The following is a 17,218-nucleotide window of genomic DNA, read 5'->3' as shown; positions in this document are numbered from 1 at the left end:
ATTTTCACCAACAGGTCACAAGGTCATACCCATGCAACACCGCATCCGGACAGCAATCGGGTCTGAGACTCACGCCCCGTCTGCCTTTTTGCGAACGGTCGCGATGCTGGCCGTCACGGCGCTCATCACGGCCGGCTGCATTCCGGATGGAGATAGTCCCGCCGCCGGCCCCTCGCCCGCCGATCTCTCGACGATGGAGCTCTCGGCCGGTCCGCTCAACCCTGCTTTCACTCCCGCCGTCACCAATTATGACGTGATGGCGCCGCATGGGACCGACTCAACCATGCTCACGGCCACCGCCGCCAATGCCTCGGCCAAGCTCGCGGTCAACAATCAGCCGGCCGTGTCGGGCCAACCCTTCGGCCCGATTCCCCTGGATGTCGGCATCAACCCGGTGACGGTGGTCGTGGATGCGCCCGGTGCCACGAAAAGCTACACCGTGGTGGTCACGCGGGGCGGGCCTGCCGATCTCTTCGGCCTGGAACTGTCCGCCGGCCCCCTGTCGCCGGATTTCGACCCGGCCACGACCGACTATTCGGTCTCTGCGCCCTCGACGACGACGCAGACGACCGTGACGGCCACGCTCTCCGATGAGCGCGCGACGTTCACGATCAACGGCCAACCGGCGACCTCCGGCCAGCCGTCCAACCCGATCAACCTGGCGACGGGCACCAACACCATCACCATTGTCGTCACGGCGGTGAATGGCACGACCAAGACCTACAGGGTTTTCGTGAACCGGGCCGGGCCCGGCAACGCCAATCTGTCCACGCTCCAGTTGTCGGCGGGTCCGCTGAGCCCCCCCTTCAACCCCAATACCGTCAACTATTCGGTCACCACCGCCAGCACGACCGCGACCACGACGGTGACTGCCACGGTGCAGGTCGCCAGCTCCAGCCTCACGATCAACGGCCAACCGGCGGTCTCGGGCGTCCCGTTCGGGCCGATCCCGTTGAATCCCTCCGGCACCACCACACAGATCACGATCACGGTGCGGGCCCAGGACGGGGTGACGGTCAAGACCTATACGGTCGAGGTGGCGCGCGGGGCTTCCTCGAACGCGAACCTGTCCAACCTCGTCGTTTCCGCGGGGGCGCTCCAGCCTCCCTTCAGTCCAACCAGAACCAGTTATGATGTGGAGACCTCCAAAACGACCTTCTCCACCACGGTCACGGCTACGGCGCAGGATTCGAGCGCGACCGTGAAAATCAACAACGGGCCTGCAAACCCAGGGCAATCATCCGCCGCCGTCCTGCTGCTGTCGAATACCACCCGCATCAATATCGAGGTGCGGGCGCAGAACGGCAACACCAGGACCTATCGGGTCGATGTGGAGAAGGATTAGCGGAACGCTCAGATTCGAATACCAACACCAACACTCATGCTTGGTGATCGCAGTTTGAACAAGGTGCTGACTGCTGCCCCGCTCCAGTGGGTGTAGGTTTGGATGGTTTCCCCCACATATTGTGTTGCCCTTGCGATTGTGTTAAGACCGCCATTGGTGCGGTCCCTACGCCTTTTCAAGAAGACAACCTCGTGGCAACCCTGGTGGCAGGGATGCCTCTCTGTATTGGCGTTCCTGCTCTTGCTGCCCGGCTGTATTCCCGATCCTGATTCTCCACCGGTTTCGGAAAATCCGGCGCTCGACCTGGCCTCGCTGCAAGTGCAGGAGGGGGGGCAGGACCGGCCGCTCTCTCCCGCGTTTTCTCCCACCGTCACCAGTTACGTGGTGTCGGTCTCGAATCAAACCACCAGCGTGGCCGTGACCGCGACGCTCGCAAATCCGCAACTGGCCAGGATGAGGATCAACAATCAGTCGGTTTCCTCCGGACAGGCTGTTGGGATCAACCTCTCCCTCGGGTCCAATCCGGTGGCGGTGTTGGTGGAGGAAACGGCGCCCAGCGGGCAGACGCGAATCTACAACCTCGTTATCAATCGGGCGGCGCCGGGGAGTAATAGACTCGCGAGTCTGGTTCTGTCGACCGGCAGTCTCAACCCCTCCTTCAACGGGGATCAAACCTCCTACAGCGCCTCGGTGCCGTTCTCAACGACGCAGGTCATCGTGACAGCCACGGCAGAAGACCCGGCAGCCAAAATCACGATCAATAACCAATCGGTGCCGAGCGGCCAGCCCTCCCCGGCGATCCCCTTGAACGTCGGGGCCAACAACATCGTGGTGGTCGTGACGGCTCAAAACGGCTCGACCCGCAGCTACACCGTGGTGGTCACCAGACAGGCGAACGTCAATCTTGCGAGCCTGGCAGTTTCGGCCGGAGCCTTGAGCCCGCCGTTCAACAAGGATGTGACGGAATACCAGGTCAATGTTCCGAACGAAACCGCCTCGACCACGATCACGGCGACGATCGAGCAGGCCGGCTCTACCTTGGCGATCAACGGACAGCCGGTGGCCTCCGGGCAGGTCTTTGGCCCGGTGCCCCTCAACGTCGGCCCCAATAGTTTTGCCGTGTCAGTGATGGCCCCTGATCGAATCACGGTCAAGACCTACACCGTCGTGATCACCCGGGCCCCTTCGTCGAATGCGCTCCTGTCGACATTGACGGTCACCCCCGGTGCCATGATCCCGCCGTTTAGTCCCGGCACTACGACCTACACGGTCATCAACGCCGGGCTCTTTACCACCACTGCGAATGTGACCGCCACGGTTCAAGAGCCCAATGCCACGATCACCATCAATGGCATGTCCGTGGATTCCGGCACGACGCTACAGGTGCCGCTCCCTACGCCATCCACTCTGATTACGATTCTCGTGCGCGCCCAAGATACCGTCACGACCGTGACCTATTCCGTGACCGTCAACAAATAAGCCCCAACTCACAGATGCCATCCGCTGCCCCATCGCGCAGTCCTCGCCAGAGCGGGGGGCTGCATTGGGCTGTTGTCTGTTCAAGACGGAAATCCACCTTCGTGCTTCTGCAAGGGCTGCTGCTTGCCGCCGCAGGAGGATGCATTCCAAGTTCCGATCCTCCGCCCGGTCCACCGGGCAGCACGCCGGGCGACCTGGCCTCGCTGGTGGTGTCGGCCGGCGCGCTGTCCCCGGCCTTCGATCCAGCCGTGACGAGTTACGCCGTGCTCGTCCCCAACGCCACCACCAGTACCACCGTGACGGCGACGGCGGCCGAACGGCTGGCCAAGATCAGCATCAATAATCAGGCGGCGACGCCGGGCCAACCGTTCGGGCCGATCCCGCTCGCGGTCGGCCAGACCACCGTGACCGTGGTCGTGGACGGGCCGGGATTCAACAAGACCTACACCATCGTGGTGACCCGCGCTGCTGCGGCGATCGCCGATCTTGCGAGCTTGCAGGTGTCTGCCGGGGGATTGAGCCCGCGCTTCGATCCGCAGGTGTTGGCCTATTCGGTCTTGGCGGCCAACTCCACCACGAGCACGACCATTACCGTCACGACCGCCGATACCACCGCCACCGTCGCGATCAATAATCTTCCGGCCCGGTCCGGCGAAACGTTTGGTCCGATCCCCCTCAACTTGGGACCGAATGCCGTGACGATCGTGGTGACGGCTCCGGGCGGCGCGGTCAAGACCTACTCGGTAGCCATCGTCCGCGGCGCGTCCGGGATTGCCGACCTCGCGTCACTGTCCCTGTCGGCGGGCGCCCTGTCTCCGGGGTTCACCCCGGACCAAACCAGCTACAGGATTGCCACGGGGAATTCGACCACGCAAACGACGATTACGGCCGTCGTTGCCGACGCCACCGCCTCCCTGACGGTGAATGGCACCCCGGCCACCTCCGGGCAGCCATTCGGGCCGATCGGCTTGACCATCGGGGTGAATATCTTGACGGTTCGAGTGACGGCGCAGGATGGAACCGCGAAGGTCTACACGATCGAGATCACCCGCCCGCCGTCGAGCAATGCCAACCTGTCCGCGTTGGCGTTGTCGGCCGGATCATTCTCGCCGGCCTTTTCCGAAGACCAGCTGGATTACAGTCTCTCGGTGCCCAGCACGACCGCAAGCACGACTGTGACCGCGACCGTCGCCGACGAGACGGCCTCGGTGCAGGTCAACGGTCAGCCGGTGGGATCGGGGCAAGCGTCACCGCCCATCGCGTTGAACGTGGGGACGAACCAGATCCTGATCGTCGTGACGGCGCAGAACGGCACGACGAAGACCTATACGGTGACCGTGGAGCGCACGGTCTCGACCGATCTCGCCGGACTGATTGTATCGGCCGGTCCCCTGTCGCCCGGCTTCAGCGCCGGCACCACGACGTACAGTCTGGAGGTCCTCAATACGACGACGAGCACGACCGTGACCGCAACGGTGCAGGATCCCACAGCCACGCTCACGATCAACGGCGCGGCGGCCAATTCCGGCCAGGCCTTCGGTCCCATTGCACTGAACGTCGGGCCGAATCAAGTGACGATCATCGTGCGGGCGTTGAACGGGGCGACCAAGACCTATACGGTTACGATCACCCGCGCGGCCAACGTTAATCTGGCGAGTCTTAGTCTCTCGGCCGGGTCGCCGACGCCTCCGTTCAGCCCTTCGGTCACCAGCTATACGCTCTCGGTACCGAACGAGACCACCTCCACGACCGTCACAGCCACAGTGGAAGATGCCACCTCCACATTGACAATCAACGGCCAATCTGTGCCGTCGGGTCAAGCCTTCGGGCCGGTCGCGCTTGCGGTCGGTCAGAACAGCGTGACCATTTTGGTGAGGGCGGTGGATGGGGTGACGACCAAGACCTATTCGGTCACCATCACGAGGGCGCCGTCCTCCAATGCCTTGCTGGCAGGGTTACAGGTCACTCCCGGGTTCATGCTCCCGGTGTTCAGCCCGTCCGTGACGACGTACACGGTCAACGGCGCCGGGCTCTTTACGGCCGCCGCGAACGTGACGGCGACGGTGCAGGAGCCGAACGCCTCGATCACGATCAATGGGGCGGCGGTCGCCTCAGGCACGACGCTGCAGGTGCCGCTCACCGGGCCTTCGACTCCGATCACGGTCCTCGTGCGGGCGCAGGATCAGGTGACGACCGTGACCTATAATGTAACGGTCAACCGGTAGCGCACGGACGCGCCGCCCGGCGCGGCCAATTCGTCACACGCGCTCAAGCCAATCGCTCCACGCGGACGCCCAGCAGCCGGATCGCCTTGCCCTTCGGATTGCGTCGCTTGTCGAGAAACGGCAGGAGCAGCTTGATTGCCTCGGCCTGGACTAGCCGCGCATCCGAGGTCGGGGCGTCGAGCGTATGGGCGCGCGAACTCGTTTCGAAATCCGCGAACCGCACCGTCACCGCCACGGTCCCGACCTGCGAGAATCCTTCAGCTCGGACCCGTTCCATCACGTGCCCGCACATGCGGGCGAGCTGGTCGAGCAAGTAGGTGGCGTCGCGCGTGTCGGTGGCGAAGGTTTCCTGCTCGCTGATCGATTTCGGGGTCCATTCCGAGGACACCGGCGAGTCGTCCCGCCCCCTGGCCCTCTCATAAAAATCCGCCCCGCGTTTCCCGAACGAGGCGCAGAGGTCGTCCTTGGTGCGGGCCGCCAGGTCGCTGATCCGCAGGATGCCCTGTTGCGCCAGGATCGTCTCGGTCTTCGGCCCGATTCCCGGAATCGTCCGGATGGGGAGCGGCGCCAGAAAGGCTTCGACTTCCTCCGGCCTGACCACGGTCAAGCCGTCGGGCTTCCGGAACCCCGATGCGATCTTGGCGATCAGCTTGTTGGGGCCTAAGCCGATCGACATGGTGAGCCGTTCCTGGTCCCGGACTTCCTGTTTGAGCCTGCGGCAGAGGTCTTCGGCGGCTTCGAACGAGCCGGATGGACTGAGGTCGAGGTAGGCCTCGTCGATGCTGGCCTGTTCGACGAGGTCGGCATAGCGTCGGCATAGGGTCATGATCTCGCCGGACACCGTCGCATACTTGGTCATGTTGGGACGCAAAAAGACGACGGGGGGCCGGCCTTGTTTCCTGGCCCGCTCGGCGTCGCGCCAGGCTTGCGAGATCGGTTGCGCCGAGTGGAGGCCGTAGGCCCGCGCCGCATAGTTGGCGGTGGCCACGACGCCGCGCCCGCGCCCCTCAAGGGGGTCCGCGCCGATCGCGATCGGGCGGCCGCGCAGCTCGGGGCGGTCGCGCTCCTCGATCGCGGCGAAGAAGGCGTCCATGTCCACGTGCGCCACGAGTCGCATGGGGCGGGGTGCGGGTGGCTGGCTACGACGGCTGGGCCGGCGGCCCGGGCGGCATCGACGCCTGGATGACGTGAAAATCCTTCTGCGCGATCAGGCGGCGGGACATCATAAGGCGAAACTCGTACCGGCCGGGAGCGGGAAACACCAGAGCCGGGATGTTGATGCCGAAATCGGAGATCTGCAACCGGTCCCGGATCTCGACGCTGGGAAGGGACGCGCGGCAGATCACCTGGTCGGTGTTGAGATAGACGAGCGTGATGTCGAACTGGTAGGGGCCTTGCGCGTCGGTGAGGCAGAAGTAGACGCCGAGTTGCTGGTGCTGGCAGGGAAACACCTGGGCCTGCAGGTGGGTGAAGAGCCCGATGAGGCTTTTCTTGTGCGTGAGGCTGTCCTCGATCACGGTGTCGCAGACGAGGAAGGCTTGCACGCTGGGAGGCACTTGGTCAGACATCGCGGCGGTCTCGTCGGGTCGGTCGGCGCACCAGGGCGCTCAGCCGATGGCGGCCGGCCCGCCTCGACATTCAAATACCTCGCCGAAATGGGAGACGGCGGAGCCGACTCGGCACACGTGCGGCGTGACCTCCACGCGCTCCCCCTTGTGGGTGAAGAATCGGCCGCGGATCATCTCGATGCGGCCTTCCGGCGTCATGACCGCCTCAAGGAATACCTCGCCGGTTTCTTGATCCGTGACCGTGACCCACGGACCTGAGCTGAAGGGCGCGAGCGCGGGCGAATTGGTCTGGAGGATGAAGCGATGGCCCTCGTTGAAGGCCCACTGGTTGCGGCGCACATGGGCGATGTGCGCGCCACGCTCGTCGTAGAAATCCATCGTCAGCCACAGTTGCCCGGACCGGCATTCGAGAACGAGCTGCTCCTTGCCCTGGAACTTGAGGACGCCGTTGGAGTCCCGCACGATGTTCGAGCCCAGCTTGATTTCCAGCACCGCGTCGCCCCGCTTCGCTCCGGACGGAGGCATCATGGCCGGCTCCGGGAAGTGGGGCCGGCGGCTTGCGCCTGGTGAACGGACGGCATCGTGAAGCTCGATGCGGAAGGATCGCGATCCAGCCCTGTCCCGGTTCCGATAGACGTGCTCATCGACGAAAAGCGGGCCGTATCATAGCGCAAACCGGAGATTTGCTCCATGCCCGACTGCGGGGCTCTCAAGGGATTGCTGAAAAGGTTGTGCGTGACAAACGGAACGTGGTGTGCGCTCGTGGCTGAGGTGAAAGAGCCGGAGGGGTGGGAAAGGGGGTCAGGGAGCAGGGGCAGCGGCTTCCATAAAGGCCGGAGGGCCTTCCCCTGCCGAATTGGTCGCGGTCACGCAGATCTTCGCCGTGGGACTGTTGCCGGCTCCAGCCGGAATGATCACCTCTCTGGCGACAGCCCCGCCGCCCGTGACCTTCGTCGCGCTGTGCTTCGTGTACTCGCGGGCCCCGCTCCCCACGTCATAGTAGATGGTGGTGTGCGACAGGTAGCCAAGGGGTTGCCCGTTCTGTTGCAGGGTGGGCTCCGTGTATCGGATGGGAATGGTTCGGTTCGCCGGGATCGGCAGGGGAGCCGAGGGCGAGCAATCAATACGCACGGCGGTGCCTTCTGCAATCTCATCAAGCAACGCGCAGGAGGAGAGTGAGCTCAGCATGATCGGCAATAGCAGGATGCCGGACAGGGGCGGCCATGAGCGCCGGATCGGTCGCAGCATGGGCCAACCTTACGGGACAGAATGGCCGTTAAGCAAGAGCGGGAAGTGTCCGCGGGCAGGTGGTGTGACTGGCGCGACATGCCCATTTGAAAAGCAGGAAAACCCTGTGATACAGTCCGCCTCTTGCGGCGACCGCTCTCCGATCGACACATGACCCGGCTGGTCCCATCGTCTAGCCTGGCCTAGGACGGAGCCCTCTCAAGGCTCAGACACGGGTTCGAATCCCGTTGGGACCACCACGTATTTTCAGGCAGTTAACTAAATCGGGTGAGTGTCGAGCATGGAACCTGTGCTAATTTTGTGATAATCATCCTTGAACACCTGAACGGCTTCTCTCAAATTCTCAGGTGCCAAGTGTGCGTAACGCTGTGTCATCCGTCCATCGCGATGGCCTAACAGCCGCTGGACGCGATAGAGATCAACACCCCGTTGGACAAGGGCCGACGCAAAGGTATGACGCAAGTCATGGAAGCGGAAGTCCGCCACTCCGACCGCTCTACAAGCCCGCCGAAAGGCAATAGTGACCATATCACCCGTGACCGGATCTCCGTTGCGTTGAAGGAACACCGGACCATCCGCATATGGACGGCTGGGTTTCACAGCTTCCAGGGTCTTGATGACCGGCTCGCACAGCGGTATCCCTAAGCGGTCACCATTCTTAGTGTGATCAAGCACGATGAGACCTCGCGCTAAATCCACCTGGTTCCATTGCAGTGAGACCACGTTATCCCGACGCAGGCCCGTATATCGGGCAACCATCACAATCGGTTGCAACCAGCCCGGGCAGGCTTGGTAGATTTGCGCTAAGGTCTGATCATCGCAGTAGCGGACCCGCGCATTGTTAACCTTGCCCATCGAGACGCGCCGCACCGGATTATCCCGGCACCATTCCCATTCACGAATGGCCATATTGAAGGCGGCCTTCAGGAAGGCCAGTTCTTTGACGATGGTGGCCGGAGCTGCCTTCTCTTGTAGCCGTCGCCACTTGTAGGCAGCAAGCTCTTTCGGCGTGACTTGTGCCAGAGTCATTTGACCAAAGATCGGCAGCAAGTGCTTCAGCATCGCACGTGCGCGCCGTTCACCGTGGCGACTCCTGCCAATCACCCGCTCACGGTGATATCGGTCCATCATCTCCTCAACCGTCCGCACTTGTTCTTCTAACCGGTCGAAATACTGGCCCTCGATCAGCTTCACCTTGATCTTGGCCAAGATACTTTCCGCTAGTCGCCGGTCCGTGGTGCCGGTGGTTCTTCGGATCTGTCGCCCTTGGTAACTGAAACTCATCCACCAGACTTTGTGACGCTTAAACAGCCCCATCCGCTTCCCCCTTCCTGATGAGGCCTGATTTCGGTCTGGTTTCCCCGCGCGCGGCAGTATAGACCTCGCGCTTGACGCTCGCAATGAGCGCGTCCACATCGGTCCTGGTGGCTTTCGGAACGATGTTGGCTTTCTGTGGCTGGTGACCATCCGGGCACGACGCGAGCCAGGCATCAATCTTTTCCCGTTCAAACCGCAGTAGCCTATGAAGCCGCTTGCAGGGAATCTTGCCCTGCTTCGCCCATGCGTAGATTGTCGAGGCCGGAATCTGAAGCTCTTTGGCTATGTCCTTCGCTGTTAACAGCATACAGGGTCCGTACGGTGAAGCCGTGCACGACCGGCCGGATGAGTGAAGGGGGGAGGTAGGGTCGGTGTACGATCGTCGCTCATATTCGATTTACGGCGGTCGTTTTAGCGGGATCTCCCTCGCAAAACCGATATCTGGGGTTCTTGCGATTCGTCCGCCTATTCTTGCGCGCTAGCTGATCTTGAATCGCCGGTCGGGACCCCCGAACCCGACACGGCGGCGTCGCGCGCGCATGCCGCCGGGAGCAGTGTCTTGCCCTCCGCTTTGCTCCGTTCTGCACCACTGCAAGAGGCGCCATTGCGCGGTACTAGCCCGTTCCCCCCAGCGGGGTGTATGTGGCCGCTGGGGGTATGGTTATTTTGAATTCGGAGGGGAGGTCGTCCCGCACCCCCTACCGCACCAGCGCTTTCAGTTGGTCTTTGTCCAATTGGACGCCGAACTCCTGTTGCAGCCGTTCCGCCATGTGCGCCCAACTGGTCCCGGTTGCTTTCATCTGTTTTAAGACCTCTAGAGCGCGGGCCATCGACCGATCCGGCTCTGTGGCCGAAGGCTGGGCCGGCGTGTTGGGAGTGGGTGACGTAGCGGGCCGAATCGGTTCCGATGTGGAATTTGCCGCTTGCACCCCCTTTTTTCTGGGGCGATTCCAATATGGGCTTCTGCACTTGGCACACCGCCGCGGTAGCTCAGACTGGCGAGGCCACCAGACATGATGGCACCGTTGACAATGTCGTTTGTGTAGTGTCGTCCCGCCCATATGCTCTTATATGAGTACTCACATGTAGACATAGATTCTACTCACTTGTGAGTACTCACATGTGAGCAGCCTTGACCTGCTTGGCATCTTCATAACTCGTTGCTTCAACGGTCTTTTCTGAACGTTTTGCATGATCTAACGAGAGTACCTACCTGTGCTATTTGCGCCCCCGTATTACTCATAGGGGGCTTGCCCGCGTGCTGGCGGCTGCGCGTCCGCGCAGCCGCACACCTCGACATCATTGCAGCGCCGGGTTGTCCTTGAGACGACGGCTCAGGGCATCCATCGCTTTCATGCCGATCCGCCGCCCGATAATCTTCAAGGCCTGGACCTCTCCATCGATGACCATTTCCATAAGCAGGCAGACCCGAATGTAATCCGCTACCTCCATCCCGGCCCTCTTGGCACACTTCTCGACTAAGGCCTTCTCTTCCTCCGTAACCCGAAATTGCATCATCTGAGTCTTCATGTGCCCTCCGTGTCAATCATGGTGAATGACAAGAGTGTACGTCATGATGAATGACAGTGTCAAGGCACTGTCATTGCCCCGAAGAGGACTGAACTGGATGGACCTGTGCTAATTTTGTACTAACCCTGTGCGTAATCCACAGGATTGCTGGACTCGGTAGAGTCCATAGAAAGTGAATAACCCATTGATATGAAGGAGGAACGGGGAAACCGTCGCAAAATCAAGCCACTGTTAAAACCGCTCTGGATCGACTCTCAAGGCTCAGACACGGGTTCGAATCCCGTTGGGACCACCATACCGCACTTCGTGTGAGCCGGCGGCTCATCGGGCGAAGCCCCTCTTCATTGACGCCGCCGGAGAATCACCTCCAGTGATTTGTCTCTTTTGATCCAAGCTACGCTTGAGCCGCGGGCTCTTTTAGGTCTTTGGAATATGATGCCCGCGGAGAAATCCCTCCAGTGACTTCTTCCCTAATTCGCACTTCGTGTGAGCCGGCAGCTCATCGGGCGAAGCCCCTCTTCATTGACGCCGCCGGAGAAAACCCTTCGGTGTTTCGTATCCTCCTTAATCCGCACTTCGTGAGAGCCGCCCGCTATTCAGGCGAAGCCGTTCTTCATTGAGCGGGCGGAGAGACACCTCCTGTGTCTTTCTTTGCTCTACCCTTCGCTTGAACCGCCGGCCTTCATCGTTTTTTCGTAACTGCGCCGGCGGAGAAGCACCCTAGGCGCGTTTCCCTTTATCCGGTTCTTATAGTCCGCCGGAGAAATACCTCCAGCAACTTCTCTGATAGGCCAACCTTCTTGCCGAGCCGGCGTGGTGCAGCAGGAAATATGCTTGCCTTGACTGACGAGGTATGACGATACTATGATCGATCATCATTTGGTAAGGAGATCCGTATGGCTATGACGACGATTTCGCCGAAATTCCAGGTCGTGATTCCGAAGGAAGTCCGGGACAAACTTCACCTGGTCCCCAGCCAACGTTTGCACGTGGTCGAGAAGGGAGGCGTCATCACCTTGGTGCCGGAAGTGCCGCTGAAGTCGCTCAGGGGCGTGCTGAAGGGCATGGCGACAACCGGGCTCCGAGAAAAAAAGGACCGGATGTGAAGGTCCTCATCGATTCCAGCGGATGGATCGAATTCTTCACAGATGGTCCGCTGGCCGATCGGTATGCGGTCTATCTCACCCCTCGGTACGAAATCGTGACACCCACGATCGTGCTGTACGAGGTCTACAAGATCATCAAGCGGGAGCGAGGGGAGGAAACGGCATTATTGCACACGGCTAGGCTCAACGGGACCCACGTGATTCCGCTGACAAGCTCCATTGCCTATCTTGCCGCAGACCTAAGCCTGCACCACGGGTTGGCCATGGCCGATGCGATCGTCTATGCAACAGGAAAGGACCAAGAGGCCGAGGTCGTCACGGGCGATGCGGATCTGAAAGGACTGCCCGGCGTCGTCTACGTGAGATGACGGGCTCAGCTAAATTGTCGCTTTGCGCCAGCCTGGATGGCCGGCCTCGACGAATATGGTCTTCCAATCAGAGGTCGAAACGAAGGATGGCCTGAAAATCGAAGTGCGAAAAGGTGCGCTTGTGCTGAGGCCGTACCTACTCCGTGCCTATCGGCTCCAGGATCTGGTCAATTGCATCCCCAGCGTCACGTCCACGAGGAGATTGACTTCGGCAGACCAGCGGGTCGAGAGGCGCGCTCAGGAGGCGGCAGCTCACCGGGTGAAGTCCCTCTCCATTGACACCGCCGGAGAGGCACCTCCAGTGACTTCTTCTCCATAACCCAATCTTCCGTTGAATCTCTTGTCTCGCAACTCTCCGTTGAACCGTGCGGTCAGGGAGTATCTACACCGTATCTACTCTAGAGGAATGGAGGACGGCGGAGATGAAAACCACCGCCCAGAAATGGGGCAACAGCTTGGCCATCCGAGTACCGAAGAGCATTGCCCAGCAAGCGGGGCTCAAGGTGAAGGATGATCTGGAGATCGAAATTCGAAAAGGAGCGATTGTCCTAAGGCCACGCCTGCGCCGCGTCTATCGTCTGGAGGATCTGGTTAAACGCATTGCCCCGCGTAACGTGCACGAAGAAACGGACTTCTGCGGACCGGTGGGCCGAGGCATTCTGAAGAGCCGGCGGCCCTATATGCCGGACCGTGGCGACATCGTCTGGATGCAGTTTAGTCCCCAAGCGGGCCATGAATAGGCCGGACATCGACCAGCCCTTGTGCTTTTTCTCCGGCGAGCTACAACCGCCGAAGCGGGCTCATGCTGTGTTGCCCGATGACCAGCTAACGGAAGGACTATCCTTTCGAGTTGCATGGTGCGATGAAACGGCATCCATCATTATTTGGCATCGCGTCCTCGGAATATCTCGCCTCAACAAGACAGGGTCTTTCCACCAAATGCAGGGTAATCAGCACGAACGGATGATTGAGAGCAGCAGCCACTCCGATTAGGATCAGCTCTCGCATCGGACGAATATCACATCCTGGAGCGAGGTCAGACCCATCGCAATGATCGGGCTGTACTTTCCCATGACTTGCGTCTTGGCAGGTGCGATGTTGGGCCTGGGTATGCTGGCCGGATGTCGTAGCCAGTCGGCCCTGTCATTTCCGACCATCGCCCCTGGCTTTCCTTTCCAGAATAACGGCCCTACCACCGCTGTGTCATACAATGCGCGGGGCGTCCAGCGATTGCAGGTGCGGAATGTCTCAGGAGCTTTGGAAGATTTTCGGGAAGCGGTCCGGCTAGAGCCCGAGAACGCAAGATTTCAATTGAATTTTGGCTGGACCCTGGTGCTGTTGCAAGATTATGAGACGGCCCTGGTCGCGCTCAATAGAGCCGTGGCCCTTAATCCGAACGACCCAGAAGCGATCTGGAAGCGAGGGGTCGCGAGACGCTTTTTGAAAGATCTCGGCGGCGCAATGGACGATTATACGCAGGCGCTCGAGCTCGATCCGGCTTCCGTCGGGGCTCGGGCCAACCGGGCATCGCTCCAGCTCATGCTTGGGCACTGGAAGGAGGCGGAGGAAGATTTCACATTGGCCCTGAAGCAGGGCCCCAATGCGGATTTCTTCGCAGGCCGTGCCGAGGGGAGGATTAATCTTCACGATCTGATCGGCGCAAATTTGGACTTATCGCAGGCCATTGAACTCAATTCCAAGGATTCCACCTTGTATATCCGTAGGGCGCAGGTCCGATCTACTTTGTTGGACTATCCGGGCGCGCTGAGGGATTTAGACATGGCCGTCGAGTTGAAACCTTCTGAGGCTCGGTATTACTGGTTACGAGCTCGGTTGCGTCATGCCCTTCACAATCATGTTGGGGCGCAACAGGACTACGAAAGCGCGCTCCGCCTCGATCCAACTCTTCGCGACAAAATTCCCAAGTCCGAGGAACCGATCTGAGGAACCGATCTAGTGTTCACTTCCATAGCCACCATCTTGGATCTGTCCTGTTGGAGTCCCTCAGAACCACTTGCAATCTGACGGCTACGGGCTGACATCACCGGATCAATCTCCTGTAGCCGATCCTGTACCTAGGTCCTCTTTGATCCAACCATTCAGACGAGCGGATAGGAGCGCTTGGCTTCTACCCAGGCATTCGCCAAATCTGTTACGGTCGGCGAATCTGTGTGCGTGACGTCAAGCGCCGTCGAGACTCGACCGCCTGCTCTCGCGACGGTAAGGAGGATCTCGCGGGTTATCGAAGGAAGAGGGGATACATGCCGTTGGACCAGGCTGGACAGATCAGAATGAAGCTGCTGCGGTTCCTCCATGACCGGAACGGTCTGATAAGCGAAGACGAAACGATATTAATTGATTCGGGCGTCATTCGCCTCGAACCGTACCTCCGACAACTCCTGGCGCAGGGCCATATCCGCCGCGATGAAGAGGCCAGAGTCTACCGTCTGACCGAGACCGGCAGAGACGAATTGGCGCGCCTGCAACAAGCCGATGACGCCGCTGGCGATGGCGAGTAACCGGTTCTTCTCCGGCAGGTGACGGATGTGGGCCGCTCGTTTCGGCTCTCCTAATTCCGCTTCCTCCCCCTCATCGTTTTGAACGCTGTGCGGGCTTGGCAGACTATTCGTTCCGCGACGACGGTCCGCCCGATCGCGCGTGAAGCAGAAGAACTGCCATCCGACTGGTTCCTCGAATTGACGCTCTCCGGCAGGGTTGTGTATAACCATAGCTCGCTCGATTTCATCGGATCGTCAGTACCGGAGGAACCTCGTGCAGGCACGCGAATTCAGAGACGGCGCCGAAGACGGGCTGGATGCCCTGGAGCCGCTCGATCCCGACCGCATCGGCTCGTTCACCGACCTGATTAGGGCCATGCGCAAGACCGCATTCGGCGGCCGCCGGGTGGGCGAGGCGTTTGATGTGCTCTGCGCCATGATCGACGATCCCGATTGCATGGTTGTGATGACCCTGTCGGGCGCCATGACGATCGCCAAGATGGGCACGATCATCAGCCGGATGATCGACGAGGGGATGGTGCAGGTCGTGATTTCGACCGGCGCGCTGGTGGCGCATGGGCTGAGCGAATCGACGGGGAAGCAACATTACCGGCATGACCCGACGATGAGCGACGTGGAATTGTTCCGCAAGGGCTACAACCGGGTCTACGACACCCTGGAGATGGAGGCGAACCTCAACTATGTCGAACATGTGGTCACGCAGACCCTGAAGCGGCTGGACCATGGCACGCCCCTCTCGTCGGAACGCCTCACGCACGAACTCGGCAAGACTCTCCATGAAGAATTCGAAGGCACCGGGATTCTCAAGAGCGCCTATGAGCAAGCGGTGCCGGTCTATATTCCAGCCTTTACCGATTCTGAGATGGGCTTGGATGTCGGCATCTGGGCGATGCGGGAATCTCTGGACAAGGCGCGCGCGGAGGCCGCGAAGCGGGATGGCGATCTGGGGGTGCTGAAGGCGCTGCACCGGTATCTGCCGTCGTATAATCCCTATTTGGATTTGAACAGTTACACCGACAAGATCATGTCGGCCAAGCGCTTGGGGATTTTCACGATCGGCGGCGGGGTGCCTCGGAACTGGGCGCAACAGGTCGGACCCTATATTGAAATCGGCAACCTGCGGTTGGGGCTCGACGCCAAACCCCCTCGCTTCCAATACGGTGTGCGGATCTGTCCTGAACCGGACTATTGGGGCGGGCTGAGCGGCTGTACCTACCAGGAAGGCATTTCCTGGGGCAAGTTCGTGCCGCCGACCGATGGCGGACGATTTGCCGAGGTGCTCAGCGACGCCACCGTGGTCTGGCCGCTGCTGATGATGGGGTTGCTGGAGCATCGGCGGGCGCGTCGGCGGAAACCTTCGGCCGACTCCGTCCGTTCCATGCGATCGGTCCGTCCGCCGCGCGCCAAGCGGAGAGCGGCCGCTGATCGTCACCGTTGACTTGGCCATCTCCGATGGCCGTTGAAAGGACTGTGTGTTGACCGGACTTCGTGCGGCTCTCTGCCCTGTGGCCAGGCTCAGTCTCCTCATGCTCATGCTCGCCTGGACGCTCCTCGGCGTTCGGGAGACGCCGGCGGCGCCGTTGCAAGACGACCGGGTGCGTGGCAATCCGCGGGCGCCGGTCACGATCATTGAATATTCGGATTTCACCTGCGGGTATTGCGTGAAATTCTTCCGTGAAACCTGGCCGCTGTTGCAGGCCAAGTATGTCGATGCCGGGAAGGTGCGGTTTCTGTATCGGGACTATCCGCGCGCCGACCAGGGGGTCGGAGTGGCGGCGGCCTTGGCCGCGCGTTGCGCGGGGGAACAGGGACGCTACTGGGCGATGCACGACCGGTTGTTTGCCCAGGGACCGCGGCTTGACGCCTCGCAGTTTCCCCACTATGCCAAGGCGATCGGGCTCAAACCGGACCGGTACGACGCCTGTGTGCGGCAGGAAACGTATCTGGAGTCGATCTTCGAAGATCGTCAGGAAGCCAATCGCTGGGGGTTTCGCGGCACGCCGGGCTTCGTGCTGCTCTTGACCAAGGACATGTCGGGACGGGTGGAAACGCCGGTCACCGTGCCCGGGGCCTTTCCCTTCAATGTCTTTCAGGAACAAATCGAGCGTCTGTTGCGTCGCGCGGGGGCGACGGATGCTCCACAATCGAGCCTGCAGACCGAGCCGTCGCTCCTGGCGGCTTCGTGGAGTTCAGGCCTAACCGGCCCGCCGCCGAAGGTGAACGAGCCATGACAACCACGCAGCACTTCTGGTCGGTGCCCGCGAATCCCGGCGATCCGGATCTGTGGGTCTGCCTGTCCTGCCTGAAGGAAGTTTATCGGCAAAAAGTGCCTCGTCCGAATTGTCCGTCCTGTCAGGGGGTCTCTACCTATGAAGCCTTCACGCTTGAGGCGATCAAGGATTGGGGGACGGACGAGTTGATCGCCAAGGCGCAGGCGGCCGTCGATTCGGCCGACGCGCAGCCGGTGCAGGCGGCCGACGCCGTCTAACCGGTCCGCCATTCCGTCAGTCGGA

Annotated in this window: 18 protein-coding genes, 1 tRNA gene and 2 pseudogenes; 13 read left to right on the top strand and 8 right to left on the bottom strand. The window is 60.9% G+C overall.

The features are described 5' to 3' along the window. Positions 1-31 precede the first annotated feature (31 nt). The 3 genes from QWI75_RS19040 to QWI75_RS19030 all read left to right on the top strand — a co-directional run bounded on the left by QWI75_RS19040 (position 32) and on the right by QWI75_RS19030 (position 5,049). Positions 32-1,345, top strand: coding sequence for a cadherin-like beta sandwich domain-containing protein (locus QWI75_RS19040; protein ID WP_289270770.1), 1,314 nt, complete (start codon positions 32-34; stop codon positions 1,343-1,345). Between the two features lie 225 nt (positions 1,346-1,570). Then, the gene (locus QWI75_RS19035; RefSeq protein WP_289270768.1) at positions 1,571-2,824 is read left to right on the top strand and encodes a cadherin-like beta sandwich domain-containing protein; all 1,254 of its coding nucleotides are present in this window, start codon (positions 1,571-1,573) and stop codon (positions 2,822-2,824) included. Positions 2,825-2,925: 101 nt separating this feature from the next. Beyond that, positions 2,926-5,049, top strand: a complete 2,124-nt coding sequence (locus tag QWI75_RS19030) for a cadherin-like beta sandwich domain-containing protein (RefSeq protein WP_289270765.1) — start codon at positions 2,926-2,928, stop codon at positions 5,047-5,049. A gap of 43 nt (positions 5,050-5,092) precedes the next feature. Here QWI75_RS19030 and dinB read toward each other — a convergent pair whose 3' ends face one another. The 4 genes from dinB to QWI75_RS19010 all read right to left on the bottom strand — a co-directional run bounded on the left by dinB (position 5,093) and on the right by QWI75_RS19010 (position 7,865). After that, positions 5,093-6,166 carry a DNA polymerase IV gene (gene dinB / locus QWI75_RS19025; protein ID WP_289270763.1) on the bottom strand — a complete coding sequence of 358 codons (1,074 nt, stop codon included), beginning with the start codon at positions 6,164-6,166 and terminating at the stop codon, positions 5,093-5,095. Between the two features lie 22 nt (positions 6,167-6,188). Next, positions 6,189-6,617 (bottom strand): DUF6941 family protein, encoded by a 429-nt coding sequence (locus tag QWI75_RS19020; RefSeq protein WP_289270761.1) that lies wholly within the window; start codon positions 6,615-6,617, stop codon positions 6,189-6,191. Positions 6,618-6,656: 39 nt separating this feature from the next. Then, entirely contained in the window at positions 6,657-7,145 is a 489-nt protein-coding gene (locus QWI75_RS19015; protein WP_289270759.1) for a hypothetical protein, read from the bottom strand. Positions 7,146-7,418: 273 nt separating this feature from the next. Next, positions 7,419-7,865, bottom strand: coding sequence for a hypothetical protein (locus QWI75_RS19010; RefSeq protein ID WP_289270758.1), 447 nt, complete (start codon positions 7,863-7,865; stop codon positions 7,419-7,421). A 161-nt stretch (positions 7,866-8,026) separates the two neighbouring features. Between QWI75_RS19010 and QWI75_RS19005 the strand changes: the two genes are divergently transcribed. Beyond that, positions 8,027-8,104, top strand: a tRNA-Glu gene (locus tag QWI75_RS19005). 19 nt (positions 8,105-8,123) lie between these two features. Here QWI75_RS19005 and QWI75_RS19000 read toward each other — a convergent pair. The 4 genes from QWI75_RS19000 to QWI75_RS18985 form a co-directional block, all read right to left on the bottom strand. After that, positions 8,124-9,182, bottom strand: coding sequence for a tyrosine-type recombinase/integrase (locus QWI75_RS19000; protein ID WP_289270756.1), 1,059 nt, complete (start codon positions 9,180-9,182; stop codon positions 8,124-8,126). Then, positions 9,169-9,489, bottom strand: a complete 321-nt coding sequence (locus tag QWI75_RS18995) for a helix-turn-helix domain-containing protein (RefSeq protein ID WP_289270754.1) — start codon at positions 9,487-9,489, stop codon at positions 9,169-9,171. The genes QWI75_RS19000 and QWI75_RS18995 overlap by 14 nt, the downstream gene beginning before the upstream one ends. A gap of 391 nt (positions 9,490-9,880) precedes the next feature. Further along, positions 9,881-10,012 carry a hypothetical protein gene (locus QWI75_RS18990; RefSeq protein ID WP_289270752.1) on the bottom strand — a complete coding sequence of 44 codons (132 nt, stop codon included), beginning with the start codon at positions 10,010-10,012 and terminating at the stop codon, positions 9,881-9,883. Between the two features lie 469 nt (positions 10,013-10,481). Continuing rightward, complete coding sequence (locus QWI75_RS18985) at positions 10,482-10,712, bottom strand: plasmid mobilization protein (RefSeq protein ID WP_289270750.1); 231 nt, start codon at positions 10,710-10,712, stop codon at positions 10,482-10,484. Positions 10,713-11,608: 896 nt separating this feature from the next. On the opposite strand from QWI75_RS18985, the gene QWI75_RS18980 reads away from it, so the two are divergent. From QWI75_RS18980 to QWI75_RS18945, 9 genes and pseudogenes are all read left to right on the top strand, one after another. After that, positions 11,609-11,818 (top strand): AbrB/MazE/SpoVT family DNA-binding domain-containing protein, encoded by a 210-nt coding sequence (locus QWI75_RS18980; protein WP_289270748.1) that lies wholly within the window; start codon positions 11,609-11,611, stop codon positions 11,816-11,818. After that, complete coding sequence (locus QWI75_RS18975) at positions 11,815-12,186, top strand: type II toxin-antitoxin system VapC family toxin (protein WP_289270745.1); 372 nt, start codon at positions 11,815-11,817, stop codon at positions 12,184-12,186. Before QWI75_RS18980 ends, QWI75_RS18975 begins: the two co-directional genes overlap by 4 nt. A gap of 422 nt (positions 12,187-12,608) precedes the next feature. Then, positions 12,609-12,734: pseudogene (locus QWI75_RS22940) on the top strand (AbrB/MazE/SpoVT family DNA-binding domain-containing protein); the annotation flags it as partial. 132 nt (positions 12,735-12,866) lie between these two features. Continuing rightward, a pseudogene (locus QWI75_RS22935) lies at positions 12,867-13,012 on the top strand (type II toxin-antitoxin system PemK/MazF family toxin); the annotation flags it as partial. Between the two features lie 224 nt (positions 13,013-13,236). Next, positions 13,237-14,130 carry a tetratricopeptide repeat protein gene (locus tag QWI75_RS18965; RefSeq protein WP_289270741.1) on the top strand — a complete coding sequence of 298 codons (894 nt, stop codon included), beginning with the start codon at positions 13,237-13,239 and terminating at the stop codon, positions 14,128-14,130. Positions 14,131-14,477: 347 nt separating this feature from the next. Further along, a complete protein-coding gene (locus QWI75_RS18960; protein ID WP_289270739.1) occupies positions 14,478-14,705 on the top strand; it encodes a hypothetical protein in 228 nt (75 codons plus the stop codon). A gap of 253 nt (positions 14,706-14,958) precedes the next feature. After that, positions 14,959-16,143, top strand: a complete 1,185-nt coding sequence (locus QWI75_RS18955; RefSeq protein WP_289270737.1) for a deoxyhypusine synthase family protein — start codon at positions 14,959-14,961, stop codon at positions 16,141-16,143. Between the two features lie 37 nt (positions 16,144-16,180). Continuing rightward, on the top strand, positions 16,181-16,936 hold the full coding sequence (locus QWI75_RS18950) for a DsbA family protein (RefSeq protein ID WP_289270735.1): 756 nt from the start codon (positions 16,181-16,183) through the stop codon (positions 16,934-16,936). Next, positions 16,933-17,193 (top strand): hypothetical protein, encoded by a 261-nt coding sequence (locus QWI75_RS18945; RefSeq protein WP_289270732.1) that lies wholly within the window; start codon positions 16,933-16,935, stop codon positions 17,191-17,193. The genes QWI75_RS18950 and QWI75_RS18945 overlap by 4 nt, the downstream gene beginning before the upstream one ends. The last annotated feature ends 25 nt before the right edge of the window (positions 17,194-17,218 follow it).

The organism is Nitrospira tepida (assembly GCF_947241125.1).
Taxonomy (GTDB): domain Bacteria; phylum Nitrospirota; class Nitrospiria; order Nitrospirales; family Nitrospiraceae; genus Nitrospira_G; species Nitrospira_G tepida.
Note: the sequence above shows the minus strand (reverse complement) of the source record. Positions and strands in the feature narration are given on the sequence as shown.

Coding starts and splice junctions, on each gene's coding strand:
- dinB (WP_289270763.1), bottom strand. CDS start 6,166: ATGCGACTCGTGGCGCACGTGGACATGGACGCCTTCTTCGCCGCGATC.
- QWI75_RS18965 (WP_289270741.1), top strand. CDS start 13,237: ATGATCGGGCTGTACTTTCCCATGACTTGCGTCTTGGCAGGTGCGATG.
- QWI75_RS18995 (WP_289270754.1), bottom strand. CDS start 9,489: ATGCTGTTAACAGCGAAGGACATAGCCAAAGAGCTTCAGATTCCGGCC.
- QWI75_RS19010 (WP_289270758.1), bottom strand. CDS start 7,865: ATGCTGCGACCGATCCGGCGCTCATGGCCGCCCCTGTCCGGCATCCTG.
- QWI75_RS18990 (WP_289270752.1), bottom strand. CDS start 10,012: ATGGCCCGCGCTCTAGAGGTCTTAAAACAGATGAAAGCAACCGGGACC.
- QWI75_RS18985 (WP_289270750.1), bottom strand. CDS start 10,712: ATGAAGACTCAGATGATGCAATTTCGGGTTACGGAGGAAGAGAAGGCC.
- QWI75_RS19000 (WP_289270756.1), bottom strand. CDS start 9,182: ATGGGGCTGTTTAAGCGTCACAAAGTCTGGTGGATGAGTTTCAGTTAC.
- QWI75_RS19020 (WP_289270761.1), bottom strand. CDS start 6,617: ATGTCTGACCAAGTGCCTCCCAGCGTGCAAGCCTTCCTCGTCTGCGAC.
- QWI75_RS18960 (WP_289270739.1), top strand. CDS start 14,478: ATGAAGCTGCTGCGGTTCCTCCATGACCGGAACGGTCTGATAAGCGAA.
- QWI75_RS19015 (WP_289270759.1), bottom strand. CDS start 7,145: ATGATGCCTCCGTCCGGAGCGAAGCGGGGCGACGCGGTGCTGGAAATC.
- QWI75_RS18945 (WP_289270732.1), top strand. CDS start 16,933: ATGACAACCACGCAGCACTTCTGGTCGGTGCCCGCGAATCCCGGCGAT.
- QWI75_RS18980 (WP_289270748.1), top strand. CDS start 11,609: ATGGCTATGACGACGATTTCGCCGAAATTCCAGGTCGTGATTCCGAAG.
- QWI75_RS19040 (WP_289270770.1), top strand. CDS start 32: ATGCAACACCGCATCCGGACAGCAATCGGGTCTGAGACTCACGCCCCG.